The sequence below is a fragment of the Streptococcus sp. Marseille-Q3604 genome (genome assembly GCF_916619785.1).
GTDB lineage: Bacteria > Bacillota > Bacilli > Lactobacillales > Streptococcaceae > Streptococcus.
In genome coordinates, this window is record NZ_CAKAKM010000001.1 from 365,149 (window position 1) to 378,896 (window position 13,748).

A 13,748-nucleotide genomic window follows, 5' to 3' on the forward strand; every position below is an offset into this window, starting at 1 on the left:
AATTGGATCGCTTATATTATTCAACATCAGAGATATCAATCTCAGTATAGTCAACTTTTGTTTTCTTTGTAACGTCTTGACCAGCAAAGAATTTCTCTGAAATCTTGGTAAGGGTACCATCTTTCTTCATGTCTTTGATGGCTTTGTTGACCTTTTCTTGAAGGGTTTTATTCTTCAATGAGAAGGTAAAGCTTGTTGAGTAAGGGTTACTGTAGATACCGTCGTTGATCTTAACTGGGTACTTGTCTTTGATAGCGGCTACTGCCATCTTTTGCAAATAGTAATCGTTGACGATAACGTCTGTACGCCCATTTACCAAGTCTTGCATGTAAACGTCATTGGTAACATTATCATATACGACTAGTTCAGCACCCATTTTTTTGGCAATCTTCATGTACTTTGTACTTGCAGCACCGGCTGCCTTTTTGCCTTTAAGATCCTTCCATGAAGAGATTCCAGAATTATCCGATTCACGAACGACCATTGAAGTGAAGGAATACTTGTATGGTTCAGAACGTAAGAATTTTTTAACATTCTTATTGTCGTCTTCGAGTGAGTAGTTAGCGATATCGACTTGCCCGCTATTTACAGCAGTAAGCATGCCATCTACACCCATCTCAGTGAATTCAATTTTCAACTTAAGACGTTTTCCAACTTCTTTGAGAATCTCAACGTCATAACCAGTCAAATTATTCTTATCATCGTGGTAGGTTTGTGGGTAAAGTGTTCCAGCAGTCGCAACCTTGATGCTACCACGTTTCTCAATCTTTTCCCAGTTCTTCTCACCTGTACTTTGTGACGAGCAGGCAACCAAAAAGACCGCAGTCAAGATTAGGCTGAAAACGGCGAAAAATCTCTTTTTCATCTATGTGTGTCTCCTTAGAACAAATAATAATGTTAAGTTAAAAACTTATAATTTTAGACTACACTATTTGAAAGGGTTTTACAAAAAATTGAACCGAGAATGAGTATAGCTAGCTAAAAACCGAACCTTCTTCCATTTGTTGGGCCAAGTGTAAGAGGAGGTCTTCTCTTCCCTTGGCGGCTGTCAGTTGAACACCAAGGGACAGCCCTTGCCCATCACGATAGACAGGTAAAGAAATCGATGGTTGTCCCGTCAGGTTAGCTTGTTGGGTGAAAGGCGTCCAATCTAAACTATCCGCAAACATATCCCAAATAAGTTCTTGTTGTTTTGGCCAATCAAACTCAGACATATGCTTGAGTTGGTTCTGTAGGCTTTCAGAGAGGGCAAACTGCCCATGCTTAGGTGCCACATCCGCAACTGTAGGAGTCAGAAGAATATCGTAAGACTCATGAAAATTCGCCATCTGATGGCTATACTGGTCCCACTGAGTTAGGACTTTAGAGTAAACTTTGGCAGGAATCTTTTGCCCAGATTGGAAAATAGCCCAAGTCATCAACTCCATATCTTCAAGCGTCATCTGACGTCCCAAACCAGCCTCTATACCATCAAACATGGCAGCCGTCTCAACACTATTCATGATGTAGTAAGACTGCATAGCTTCAATCCCATTCAAGGGCTGATAGGTGATTTCATGGACATGATGTCCTAGACTTTCTAATGCTCTAGCAGCCTTTTTTGTCGCCGCAATAGCAGATTCTGATACCTTACCACCAATAGGAGAGACAGTAGAAAAAGCAATCTTCAGAGGTTGAACTGGTTTATCTAAAGAATCTTTGTCAAGTTTGGGCAAGATAAAGGGACTTTCCATCTGACACGTCTGCATATGATAAAGCAAGCATTTTGTATCTCGAACAGACTTAGTCAAAGCAAACTGGACAGAGGCTCCCTGCCATCCACGAAACGAACCAGGACCGACAGGAATTCGTCCTCTGGTAGGCTTGAGACCGATTAGGCCGTTAAAGGAAGCTGGAATTCGAATAGAGCCCCCACCGTCACTAGCTGGGGCCAAAGGAGAAATGCCAGAGCTCACAATAGCAGCCGCACCGCCACTTGAGCCACCAGCATTACGCCTCACATCATCAGGTAGATTGACAGGACCATGAATCTGAGCATCACTGATATTTTTGAAGCCAAACTCAGGAGTGCTAGAACGTCCTAAAATAATAAAGCCCAATTCCTCAAGTTTCTTAACATAATTATCCGTTTCCTTAGCCCGATAACTTGTAAATAGGCGAGAACCCGCTGTTGACGGCTCACCAGCTTGCTCCTGACCTAAATCCTTTAGGAAAATTGGGACACCAGCAAAAGGTTTATCTGAAAAGTCTCTAGTTTCTGCTTCTTCTAAAGCTTTCTCGTAACGTTGACTGACGATAGCATTGATTTTAGTATTCGTCCTTTCCGCTTCACTTATAGTATCCTTTACTAGTTCTCGGGGACTGACCGTCTTATTTCGCACGGCCTCAGCCATTGCCGTTGCATCTGACCACTCATTTACTGACATCTTATATTCTCCCTGCTTCTATTATTTCCTAAATTATACTAAAAAAAACGAAACGCCTGAAACGTTCCGCCTTCAATCATGATATTTAGTCTTGCCAAGTTTCTTGGTTTTCTTTAAATTTTTTCAAGAGTTGAAGTCCGTCTGCTGTGATGTAGCCTTGCACTTTAGCCACTTTGATCAACTCAGTGTAGTTTGAAAGAGTGACCAATTTCACGCCAGCATCAGCGAAGTTTTTCTCAGCTTTTGGCAATTCGTAAGTGAAGATAGCCACAACACCGATAACATCAGCCCCTTCACGCTCTGCAGCTGCTACAGCATCAAGTACTGATCCACCAGTTGAAATCAAGTCTTCAACAACAACCATTTTTTCGCCTTTAACCACACGACCTTCGATTTGGTTACCAGCACCGTGATCTTTTGGTTTGCTACGGATATAGGCAAATGGAAGGTTCATCTTGTCAGCGATGATAGCACCGTGAGGAATACCCGCAGTTGCAGTACCAGCAATCACTTCTACTTCAGGAAATTCTTCCTTAATTTTTTCCACAAAACCATTTTCGATAAGTGTACGAGTTTCTGGATAAGACAAAGTAATACGGTTGTCTGTGTAGATTGGTGATTTGATTCCTGATGCCCATGTAAATGGTTCTTCAGGTTTAAGGTAAACAGCCTTGATATCAAGCAAGTCAGATGCGATTTGTGATGCTAATGTCATAATTATTATCCTCCGTAAAGCGTTTTCTACTCTTTATTATAACCTAATTCGGTCTATTTTCCTATGAAATAAGGTCTTTTTGAAAATTTATTGACCGATCCATTGAGCCTTGATGTCGTGATAAGCTGCTACTGGATCATCAGCTTGTGTAATTGGACGACCAACAACAATGTAATCTGAACCAATTTGACGCGCATCGGCAGGTGTCATGACACGTTTTTGGTCACCAACCGCTGCTCCTGCTGGGCGAATACCAGGTGTCAAACAAACGAAGTCTTCATTTGTTGCGTCTTTGATTTTTGCGACTTCGTGTGCTGAGCAAACAACACCGTCAAGGCCTGCTTCAGCAGTCTTCTTAGCATAATGAACCACTGATTCTTGAAGTGTAGTTTGGATATTTTGGAAATCATGCATCTGCTCTTCAGAGGTAGAGGTCAACTGAGTTACAGCAATCAAGATTGGACCATCACCCAAGCCTTCACGCGCAGCCTTCATCATTTCCACACCACCAGCCGCATGCACATTTGTCATATCAACACCAAGGTTAGACAAGACACGCATTGCAGATTTGACAGTATTTGGAATATCGTGAAGCTTAAGGTCAAGGAAAACACTATGGCCAAGATCTTTAACATAGCGAACAATCTCTGGACCAGCTGCATAGTAAAGTTCCATACCAATCTTCACATAGAGCTTTTCATCAGCAGGAAACTTAGCAAGGAAAGCCTTCACATCCTCAAAAGTCGGGAAATCAAGGGCAATAACAGGACGATTTTCTCTCATTTCTTATATCCTTTCACACAAAAAACCTCCGCCAGTCAGCGAAGGTTGCACGAAAATAGGGCAGACCCTACCCTTTAGTGATGCCGTAGCATCTCAGTACACCTTTCTCGCCTCTCTGGACTCGATTAAAGGTTCAGTTCAATTTGTTCCATTATAGCGCTTTTATATGGGAATGTCAAAGGGGGGATTTTGTTCTAAATACCTAATCTTAGACCTCTACTTCTATTGATTAATGTTATAGATTACATCCAGTTTTACATTGTAAAAATTTAATGTAAAATTTATTGCTTTTATATTTTTACATTGTAAAATACTCTTGTAAAATAAGAAAGAGGTGTTAACATGCTTGAACAACTATTGAAAATGCATGCTGAAAAAATTCGAGTTAACAGTAACTCTGATGAATATCAGAAGGTAATGAAACAGATAGAAAATTATCAAGTCGAAAAGCACTTGCCATCGGCTACCATGCTTTATGATATACTAGATAAGCTAGCAGATCTTTCAGTAAGTGATAATATGACAGACGATGAAACTGACTATTTGGAATGGAAAGATAATATTCATATCGAAAAACTTGATTCGGGAGATTTTATAATTTATTACTTGGATCGTTTCTTTATTAGTATTTCAGAAGATAAGAGGAATAACATATGGGATATAATTAAAGAACGCTATGAGACTAAAAAGAAAATTAAACTTAAGAATGAGGTAATTGATACTTTTGTAGTTCAGTTACAAACAACACTTAAGGCTCCTATTGAAATTTTTTCTCCTGAAGAAGAAAAAATTGTCATTAGTTTCCTTGATTTTATAGAAAATCAAGGAAATATATTAAATCAAAACGACTCAGAAATTTATGATGCAATTCTAAAAAACGGTATAGATCTAGGGGTTTTACTAAAGCAATTAATTAAATCTTACCCAACAGGTGAACAAAATAAGGTTACTTTTCTAGGGGAAGGATTTGATGCTCAGAATCTATATGGCACGCTACAATATTACAGTAATCAACATTCAGATAGTTTTGAAGAAAACTTCAACAATGAATCTACTAAGTTACTAGATAAAACTATAGAAAAAGTTATCACTAATTTGGATGAAGAATCTATTCCTCTTATTCTATATTGTAACGAACTAGAAACAACAAAAATAGTGCTAAATTCAGTTTACGAGAAAATAATTGAATTACACCCAAAACTAAATGTTGAATACTTCAATGCCTCCGAATTTGAAGATATTATTACATCAAATAAAGATGATGGAATTTCTCAGAACGTTTCTGAAATTTTTGAAGGAATTGATTTTCTTGTTTTTGAGGGTGTCGACTCCCTCAAAACTGAATTGGCTAAAAAAGAACTTATTAAACTAACAAAATGGTTACAAAATAAAGGTCAACAGGTCTTATTTTCTAGTTTCGTGAGACCAGAAAATATAGAAATGTTTATAAGTGAAGACATTATTTCGGATGGACACATTATCGATATTACTACGAGAGAGGTTGCTGTATGATTGGAAAATGGTTAAAAGAGAAACGTGAAAATCTATCTTTGACTGCTCAAGATATCAAGCAGGAAACAAAAACATCATCAACACTTATCTCACTAGTTGAAACTGGGAAACGACTTCCCTCAGAAAAATTCCTAGAGAGTTATCTTTTAGTTCTTGCTAAAGCTAGTGGTTTTGACGAGACTTTACGGGATCGCTATACAACAACTGAGTGTTTTGAGGAATGGAAAAGTAAACTTACCATTGAACATAAAGGCAAAGATACTATATATTACAGTTGTGGTCGAAAAATTTGTGTAGATTCTAAAGGTTTATATCTAAAGAACATCGAACCTTATGATTTGCATGTATATTTCATAGGTTATAGTTGGAGTGATTTTGCTGATTACCAAAATAGCTACTTGAAACATGAACTAAACATTGATGTATTAAAATCAACACCAAATCGTCTTAATAAAAAAATAGATCTTATTGAAACATTAGATATAGACGCAGAGGTTACGCAGTATTGGCTTGAGAAATACAGAGATGAACTTAAAAGACTTATTGAGGAATCTTTTGATGAGTTACCCAAGTCATACGAGAAAATATATTATTCACTTACAAAATTTGGACTGGAAGAAGAAATAAAGAAAGAGAATTCAAATGGAATTGAGATTTCACAACTCTCTCAACTTAACTTAGTTCTAGATGGTGAACATTTAACAGACGGGGAATTAGAGGCAATTGCTACTGTAATTGAGGGAATCAGAGCTCGAAGAAGAAAATAATCAAAAAAGATGGAAGTTTTAGTTTCCATCTTTTTCTTTTAGATCAATTTATTCTATTTCCCCAACAAGTCTGTTCGAACTTCTTTGCGTAAGTCTTCGAGTGTTGTGATGCCGTACTTGTCCATGACCTCAGGGAGACGGTCAATAATTTTAGGGCAGGCATAGGGATCTGCGAAGTTGGCTGTTCCGACACCGATGGCTGAGGCACCAGCGATGAACATTTCGATAGCCGCTTCGGCACTGTCGACGCCTCCCATACCTATGATCGGAAGGTTTGACGCTAGAGCAACTTGGCGGATAAGTTTAAGGGCTACTGGGAAAACAGCTGGCCCTGACATGCCACCTTGACCGTTGGCAATAATTGGTTTGCGAGTAGCCAAGTCATAGCGTGTACCGACCAAGGTGTTAATCATGGTAAAACCAGTCGCACCGGCATCTTCGACTGCTTTAGCGACACTCGTGATGTCAGCCACACTCGGTGTCAGTTTGACATAGACTGGCACATCAGAGTGAGAGACACTGGCTTTTACTGCTGCGTAGGCAAGCTCTGGGACTTGTCCGATAAGAAGGCCGTTATTGCCATGGTCCACGTTTGGACAGGAGATGTTAAGCTCGATAGCTTTGACGTTACTGGCTTTGGAAATCTTGTGAGAGACTTCCGCATATTCTTCGTTTGAAAATCCAGCCACATTGGCAATGATTGGAAGCTCAGGATAATGCTCCTGCAACCAAGGGAGTTTTTCTGACAAGACAGCATCAACACCAGGATTTTGCAGTCCAATGGCATTGAGCATGCCTGATGGTGTTTCTGCCACACGGGGCGTTGGGTTCCCAAAACGAGGGTTGGCAGTCGTTGCCTTAATCATGATAGAACCTAGTTTGTCCAAATCATAATATTTGGCGTACTCTTGACCGAAGCCAAAGCAACCTGAGGCTGGGATAATAGGATTTTTCAAGTCGAGCCCTGGAAGGCTAATAGCTAAACGATTTTCTGATTTAGTCTCTGACATGGTAACCTCCTAGACGATGACTTTTCCGGTAGGGAAGACTGGCCCTTCCTCGCAAACACGAAGATTTTTGGCATCTGACTCTCCTTTAACGTGAACCACACAGGCATAGCAAGCACCCATACCACAAGCCATGCGAGCTTCCATAGAAACATAGGCATGAGGATGATTTTCAAACTTGCTATCGACATATTTAAGCATGCCTGGCGCACCGCAACTGTAAACGGCATCTGGAGTCCAGTCGAAACCATCAATAACCGTCGAAACGTAACCCTTGATACCGTATGAACCGTCATCAGTGGTCACATAAACATCACCACAAGCCTTGAGCTTGTCCTCCAAGATGACGGCATCCTTATTGGCAAAACCAATCACAGACACGACTTCCACACCTTTATCCTTCAACTGTTTAGCCGTCTCAACCAAAGGTGGGACACCGATACCACCACCAACGAGGAGTGCTCTCTGCCCAACCTCAACAACGGAAATATCAAAACCATTTCCCTGAGGGCCCATAGTATCAATGGTTTGACCAGCTACCATCTTAGACAGAATGGCTGTTCCCTCACGTTCCACACGGTAAACAATGGTTGCCTCTTTCTTGTCGTAGTCAATCTCCGAGATGGAAATCGGACGACGAAGGAGCTTACTTGGGTCCGGCACCTTGAGGTGGACGAACTGACCAACCTGCATATCTGCAACCATCTCTCCCTTAAGCACCATCTCGAAAATACGAGGTGCAATCTCACGCTGACTCACAATAGTTAAATCTTCAACTAAAATCATGACAACCCTTTCTAAACTGCAAACTGTCATCAAAAAAACCTCGCCACATGGCAAGGTCGCACAAAAAATTACAGGAGAACCCTGTTTTTTTCACCTGTCCGACCTTTCAAGCCTCTCTGGACTCATTTAAAGGTTATTTTGTGATTATTATAACCGTTTTCAAGACGGATGTCAAAGGAGAAAAGAAAAAACCAAAGCTTATAAAATTAAGCTAAGGTCTCTCCAGCCTATAACTAGGCCCTCTGTTTGATACGTTCTCTATCATCTCATAGGGGAAAATAAATTGTCAACATTCCTAACAAGAGGTGCTAGAGTTCTTGAACAAGAGCCCTAAAAAACATTATTTAAACAATCTGTCGTAAACCATAGTATGAGCCAACTGCTGACCATCGCCACCCAACAGATCGACCAAGGCATAAGCAAAGGCTAATGCTGTTCCAGCACCACGGCTAGTGACAATATTACCATCAACAACTACCAAGTCAGTTTGATGCTCGCCAGATGCAATTTGTTCCTCTACGCCAGGGAAACATGTGAATTTACGCCCTTCAAGAAGACCAGCACGTTCGAGAACAATTGGTGCAGCACAAATAGCAGCAATATATTTTCCTACTTTAGCAGCCTCTTGAAGAGAGGCAATCAATGTTTCGTTGTCGCGTAGATTAGTTGATCCAGGCATACCTCCAGGAAGGACCACCAAGTCATAATCCGCAAAATTCCCATCAAATACGCCATCCATAGCGACTTGGATTCCATGTGAGCCAGTTACTGACGCACTTTCAAGTCCAAGCATGCTACAGTTAAATCCTGCTCGTCGGAAGACATCCACTGGGCTCAAGGCTTCGATTTCTTCAAATCCGTCCGCAAATAATACTGCTACTTTTGTCATGATATACCTCCAATATACTTATCGCATGATTCTATTACGCCTTAAATTATAGCAGTTTTAGAAGCAGGAAACAAACCATAACAATACGCTTAAATAAGGAAAAAAAGACAGCACAAGGACTGTCTTTGTCATTTTATCTAAACAAACTTGCTAGGATCCACAAGAGATAAATATGGGCTGGGTAGAAAATATAGAAGAAATTCTTATTGCCACTACCACGCTCACCATTGTAGAAATACATAGGAATCGCAGCAAAAACCATCATCCACTGCACACCTGTCGGATCAAAGAGATGGGCAATCACTGAAATAACAGCTAAGACAATGATTTGAGCGATGCGATTGGTTCGGAAGATATAGAATAGCAAACCAAGAATAACCATGACAAAGCCACCCTCAACCATGATAATACTTGGAACTAGTGACAAGATAAAGGCAACAATCTGCACAAGGAGTGGGTTTGCATGTGGTGTTTCAAATATACCTGCCAGGACTACTACTGGAATAGATGAAAGAATCGGCAAGAGAAAGACACCAATCCCTTGAATTAACTCCTTGTTCGATTTATCGCGAAGCCCCTTAGCCAACAAATCCCAAGAACATATAAAAATCCCAGTAATAAAGAAAGTTGAGAAGGCATTATTGGTTAAACCGATACTACCATTATGAAAAATACTACCAATGATGGCGTTGCCAATAATCATAAACCAACTCATGTAAAGCAACCGCCTAAGAAACGCCATACGATCGTGTGTATAGTGAAAACTATCAGCAGCAAGAAAGAGGAAAATTGGAAAAACCAAACGTCCCAACATAGTCAACCATATAGGTGCCCACATACTCCCGAACATCTGATAGATTTGGTCCAAAAACATAAGTGCAACAGCTAGGTATTTTAAATTAGTCGCATTGCATATCTTTTTTATATCGTTCATTTAATGCTCCTTTAATTTTCAGCATATTAAATGATACCATAAGTTAGATGTAAATTCAAAGGTATTCATGATAATAAAAGCCATAACTTTTTAACAATTTTAGACAGACTATTTTATGATGAATAATTCACATTATAATAATATCTTTAGTTCCTACTCCCCTCACCAAGCATTTCTACTCCCTTTATGCTATAATGGTTAGGCAATCTTTACGTTCATAACGTATGCAAATTATTTAAAAATATCTAACTAAACTAGTAAGCTCTGAAAATTTTTTGAAATAATTTTTTTGCGAGCAGAGCGACCAATTAACCGAGACTTTCCGCCGTGTTAAAAGCGCCTGAAACCTTTTAGTTTCAGGCGCTCGGAATTTTTGAGACGTTAGGCTCAAAAATTAGTCATGGAACTTTGTAAAAGTTCGCTGACGTCCGCCAACACCTAAGGAAAGTCTCACAGAAAATTTTATTTTAAAAATAAAACAATTATTATCAATAACAAGAAAGGAAGTACACCATGTCTTTTGACGGCTTTTTTCTTCATCATATGACGGCTGAGCTACGTGAGCAGGTGCTTTACGGGCGTATCCAGAAAGTTAATCAGCCTTTTGAGCGTGAGTTGGTCCTAACCATTCGTAACAATCGTCAGAATTACAAGCTTCTGCTTTCGGCTCACCCTGTCTTTGGGCGTATTCAGACGACCAAGGCTGACTTGCCAAATCCACAGAATCCAAATACCTATACCATGATTATGAGGAAATACCTTCAGGGAGCGGTTATCGAGGATATCCAGCAGCTAGAAAATGACCGTGTTCTGGAGATTTCCGTATCAAACAAAAACGAAATCGGTGACAGCGTCAAGGTTACTCTGGTCATGGAAATTATGGGGAAACACTCCAATATTATCCTGATTGACAAAAACGAGAGCAAAATCATCGAGTCTATCAAGCATGTCGGTTTCTCCCAAAATAGTTACCGTACTATTCTGCCAGGCTCAACCTACATCGCACCGCCTAAGACAGACGCCAAGAATCCATTTGACATTGCAGACGAAAAGCTCTTTGAAATCCTACAAACCGAGGATTTGTCAGCTAGAAACCTTCAAAAACTTTTCCAAGGTTTGGGGCGTGACACGGCCAATGAATTATCAGCTTTACTTGAGACTGATAAGCTCAAGAATTTCCGTGCCTTTTTCAATCGTGAAGTAGAGCCAAACTTAACGGCAAAAGCATTTTCAGCTGTAAGATTCTCTGATAGTCAGGACCAACCTGAGTTTGAAACCTTGTCTGCCCTTTTGGACTACTACTACTTGGACAAGGCAGCGCGTGACCGTGTGGCTCAACAGGCTAGTGATTTGATCCATCGTGTGCAAAATGAGCTGGAAAAAAACAAGAAGAAACTTGTTAAACAGGAAAAAGAGCTTGCGGCGACTGAAAATGCTGAGGAGTTCCGTCAAAAAGGGGAACTGTTGACCACCTACCTCAGCATGGTGCCAAATGACAAGGATAGTGTCGAGCTAGACAACTACTACACTGGTGATAAGATTACCATTCCTCTAAATGTGGCTCTAACGCCTAACCAAAATGCGCAACGTTACTTCAAGAAATACCAGAAGCTCAAGGAGGCTGTTAAGCACTTGACTGGTTTGATTGAGGAAACCAAACAGACCATTGATTATTTAGAAAGTGTTGAATTCAGTCTTTCTCAAGCCAATATGGATGAAATCGAAGATATTCGTGAGGAGCTTGTTCAGGCTGGGTTTATGAAGCGTCGTTCAACTGACAAACGCCACAAACGTAAGAAACCTGAACAGTATCTAGCCTCTGATGGCAAGACCATTATCATGGTTGGTCGTAACAACCTGCAAAATGAGGAGTTGACCTTCAAGATGGCTAAAAAAGGTGAGCTCTGGTTCCACGCCAAGGATATCCCGGGTAGTCACGTAGTTATCAAGGACAATCTTAACCCAACTGATGAGGTCAAGACCGATGCGGCTGAATTGGCAGCCTACTATTCTAAGGCTCGTCTATCAAACTTGGTTCAAGTGGATATGATTGATGTGAAGAAGCTTAATAAACCAACGGCCGGTAAGCCTGGATTTGTAACTTATACTGGACAAAAGACCTTACGTGTCACACCAACTGAAGAAAAAATTGATAGTATGCGGATGAAGTAAACTACTTTATAAAATCAAACTCTCTTGTTGCTGATACAAGAGAGTTTTTCTATGTCGTAAACTAAGTAGGTAAGTTTCAGAAATGAATGATATTTTCTTCTAGTTTTCATTACATTTTTCCGACGACTGTGCTAAACTATAAGGGTAATTACCAATATTAAAGGAGACTTTCAGTATGAAGGCTCTTATGTCATATACGAGTTCTGTTTTAGAATGGTTAGGGCGCTCTGTGGGGCTCTTAGTCTTCGGCATATTATTTGTGACTGCTTTACTCATTCGCACGACCATGATGACTGGATACTTTGAGTGGGCAGAGATTAGTAGCGTTCCTTGGTATGTTTATGTTTCAGGTGGTGTCATTCTGCTTTTGACACTTCTCTGGCGCAAAATCTTAAAGGAACTGACAACAAAGCAGATTTTCATCTTTTTTTCCGTTTGCTTTATGATTTTTGGCCTACTTTTGATTTTTCTGACGAGTTTTGCTGGACGAGACGATGCAGGTACTGTCTTTAAAGGGGCGGTCCAGTTTAATGCTGGCAACTTCTCCCTGATTAAACCGGGAGCCTACTTCTACCGCTATCCTCATCAGTTGGGATTGCTTAGTTTTGAACGCCTGGTTCTCTATCTGATTCCTTTGCCGGTCATCTCGGTTTTCTATGTATTGAATCTTGGCATGGTCGTTGGTATGAACTATGCGACATGGAAAATCACGGATGAACTGTTTACGAAACCGTTAGTCAGTCGTTTGGCTGTCATCATGAGCTTCGGTTTCTTGCCTCTAGTCTTTAACATTATGTTTGCTTACGGGCTCATGTATGGGTTGTTCTTTTCTAGTTTTGCCATTCTCTTCTTTCTACGTTACTTAAGGCGTGGTAAGGCTAGGAATGCGATTCTTTCGGTGGTCATGCTATCATTGGCTTACTGGGTAAGAAGCAATAATATTATTCTCATTATTGCATTATCTGGTATTTTGATACTAATGACTCTCAGAGAGAAACGTTACCGCTATTTACTTTTGGTTTTGGCTTTCTTTGCCTTTCCGATGAGCTTGCATAAAGCGACAACCAGTTACTATGAGATTACCACTCATCAAAAAATTTCTGGAACACCTCAGATTGCTTGGTTGGCGATGGGCTTACAGGACAAACCCGATTCTAAACGAATGCCAGGATGGTATACCGGTTATGTCCGTGACATTTACGCTAAGAAAAAGGGCAATATCGAAAAGATTGAAAAAAGTGCCAATCATCTTTTTGATAAGCGTGTTCAATACCTCCTAGCACATCCTGATGAGGCTAGTTGGTTTTTCAGAATCAAGTTTATCAGTTCCTGGACAGAAGGAAGCTTCCAGTCCATCTGGAACGGTCCAAGTAAAGACAAGTTTCAGCCTTTGTGGAATAGGTTTGCGACTTCCATCTATCACGATGGGACTCTACATCTCTTTTTTGTGACCTATATGCAAGGCTATCTCCTAGTCCTATATCTCGGTGGTGTGTTCTACTATGCTTTCACTTATAAACGAATGGGAGATGGAGCGACACTGGGCCTCTATGCCTTCCTCTATCTCTTCGGTGGCATCCTCTTTCATCTCATATCAGAGACTAAGAGCCAGTACACCCTACCTTATATTTACTTACAAATTCCAATGATTGCGGCGGGTTACAATCATATGACACAAATACTCGGCCGCTATCTAAAAAATATGCAAAAGTCATCCTAGGATGGCTTTTTAACATTGTTTCACAATTACAATCTTG

12 protein-coding genes are annotated in these 13,748 nt (G+C 40.3%); 4 read left to right on the forward strand and 8 right to left on the reverse strand.

The features are described 5' to 3' along the window. Positions 1–16 precede the first annotated feature (16 nt). From LG375_RS01605 to pyrF, 4 genes are all read right to left on the reverse strand, one after another. Positions 17–865, reverse strand: coding sequence for a transporter substrate-binding domain-containing protein (locus tag LG375_RS01605; protein WP_037603256.1), 849 nt, complete (start codon positions 863–865; stop codon positions 17–19). A gap of 109 nt (positions 866–974) precedes the next feature. Continuing rightward, a complete protein-coding gene (locus tag LG375_RS01610; protein ID WP_225745143.1) occupies positions 975–2,426 on the reverse strand; it encodes an amidase in 1,452 nt (483 codons plus the stop codon). Positions 2,427–2,511: 85 nt separating this feature from the next. Beyond that, complete coding sequence (gene pyrE, locus LG375_RS01615) at positions 2,512–3,141, reverse strand: orotate phosphoribosyltransferase (protein WP_004182503.1); 630 nt, start codon at positions 3,139–3,141, stop codon at positions 2,512–2,514. A gap of 87 nt (positions 3,142–3,228) precedes the next feature. Beyond that, the gene (gene pyrF / locus LG375_RS01620; protein WP_060973294.1) at positions 3,229–3,924 is read right to left on the reverse strand and encodes an orotidine-5'-phosphate decarboxylase; all 696 of its coding nucleotides are present in this window, start codon (positions 3,922–3,924) and stop codon (positions 3,229–3,231) included. A 342-nt stretch (positions 3,925–4,266) separates the two neighbouring features. On the opposite strand from pyrF, the gene LG375_RS01625 reads away from it, so the two are divergent. Both LG375_RS01625 and LG375_RS01630 read left to right on the forward strand, forming a co-directional pair. Next, positions 4,267–5,436: a DnaA ATPase domain-containing protein gene (locus LG375_RS01625; RefSeq protein ID WP_225745144.1), complete on the forward strand. Its 1,170-nt coding sequence runs from the start codon at positions 4,267–4,269 to the stop codon at positions 5,434–5,436. Beyond that, positions 5,433–6,203: a helix-turn-helix domain-containing protein gene (locus LG375_RS01630; RefSeq protein WP_037599872.1), complete on the forward strand. Its 771-nt coding sequence runs from the start codon at positions 5,433–5,435 to the stop codon at positions 6,201–6,203. The genes LG375_RS01625 and LG375_RS01630 overlap by 4 nt, the downstream gene beginning before the upstream one ends. 53 nt (positions 6,204–6,256) lie before the next feature. On the opposite strand, the gene LG375_RS01635 is transcribed toward LG375_RS01630, so the two are convergent. The 4 genes from LG375_RS01635 to LG375_RS01650 form a co-directional block, all read right to left on the reverse strand. Further along, a complete protein-coding gene (locus tag LG375_RS01635; protein ID WP_225745145.1) occupies positions 6,257–7,213 on the reverse strand; it encodes a dihydroorotate dehydrogenase in 957 nt (318 codons plus the stop codon). A gap of 9 nt (positions 7,214–7,222) precedes the next feature. After that, positions 7,223–7,996, reverse strand: coding sequence for a dihydroorotate dehydrogenase electron transfer subunit (locus LG375_RS01640; RefSeq protein ID WP_247924855.1), 774 nt, complete (start codon positions 7,994–7,996; stop codon positions 7,223–7,225). Between the two features lie 340 nt (positions 7,997–8,336). Continuing rightward, on the reverse strand, positions 8,337–8,885 hold the full coding sequence (locus LG375_RS01645; RefSeq protein ID WP_225745147.1) for a DJ-1 family glyoxalase III: 549 nt from the start codon (positions 8,883–8,885) through the stop codon (positions 8,337–8,339). Positions 8,886–9,018: 133 nt separating this feature from the next. After that, the gene (locus LG375_RS01650; RefSeq protein ID WP_225745148.1) at positions 9,019–9,819 is read right to left on the reverse strand and encodes a TraX family protein; all 801 of its coding nucleotides are present in this window, start codon (positions 9,817–9,819) and stop codon (positions 9,019–9,021) included. 513 nt (positions 9,820–10,332) lie between these two features. On the opposite strand from LG375_RS01650, the gene LG375_RS01655 reads away from it, so the two are divergent. Further along, complete coding sequence (locus tag LG375_RS01655) at positions 10,333–11,991, forward strand: NFACT family protein (RefSeq protein WP_225745149.1); 1,659 nt, start codon at positions 10,333–10,335, stop codon at positions 11,989–11,991. A 175-nt stretch (positions 11,992–12,166) separates the two neighbouring features. Then, on the forward strand, positions 12,167–13,711 hold the full coding sequence (locus LG375_RS01660; RefSeq protein WP_225745150.1) for a glycosyltransferase family 39 protein: 1,545 nt from the start codon (positions 12,167–12,169) through the stop codon (positions 13,709–13,711). Positions 13,712–13,748: the final 37 nt, after the last annotated feature.

Bases quoted from the DNA above. Each gene is read 5' to 3' on its own strand.
- pyrE (WP_004182503.1), bottom strand. From the start codon at position 3,141: ATGACATTAGCATCACAAATCGCATCTGACTTGCTTGATATCAAGGCT.
- LG375_RS01640 (WP_247924855.1), bottom strand. From the start codon at position 7,996: ATGATTTTAGTTGAAGATTTAACTATTGTGAGTCAGCGTGAGATTGCA.
- LG375_RS01650 (WP_225745148.1), bottom strand. From the start codon at position 9,819: ATGAACGATATAAAAAAGATATGCAATGCGACTAATTTAAAATACCTA.
- pyrF (WP_060973294.1), bottom strand. From the start codon at position 3,924: ATGAGAGAAAATCGTCCTGTTATTGCCCTTGATTTCCCGACTTTTGAG.
- LG375_RS01610 (WP_225745143.1), bottom strand. From the start codon at position 2,426: ATGTCAGTAAATGAGTGGTCAGATGCAACGGCAATGGCTGAGGCCGTG.
- LG375_RS01645 (WP_225745147.1), bottom strand. From the start codon at position 8,885: ATGACAAAAGTAGCAGTATTATTTGCGGACGGATTTGAAGAAATCGAA.
- LG375_RS01660 (WP_225745150.1), top strand. From the start codon at position 12,167: ATGAAGGCTCTTATGTCATATACGAGTTCTGTTTTAGAATGGTTAGGG.
- LG375_RS01605 (WP_037603256.1), bottom strand. From the start codon at position 865: ATGAAAAAGAGATTTTTCGCCGTTTTCAGCCTAATCTTGACTGCGGTC.
- LG375_RS01625 (WP_225745144.1), top strand. From the start codon at position 4,267: ATGCTTGAACAACTATTGAAAATGCATGCTGAAAAAATTCGAGTTAAC.
- LG375_RS01630 (WP_037599872.1), top strand. From the start codon at position 5,433: ATGATTGGAAAATGGTTAAAAGAGAAACGTGAAAATCTATCTTTGACT.
- LG375_RS01635 (WP_225745145.1), bottom strand. From the start codon at position 7,213: ATGTCAGAGACTAAATCAGAAAATCGTTTAGCTATTAGCCTTCCAGGG.
- LG375_RS01655 (WP_225745149.1), top strand. From the start codon at position 10,333: ATGTCTTTTGACGGCTTTTTTCTTCATCATATGACGGCTGAGCTACGT.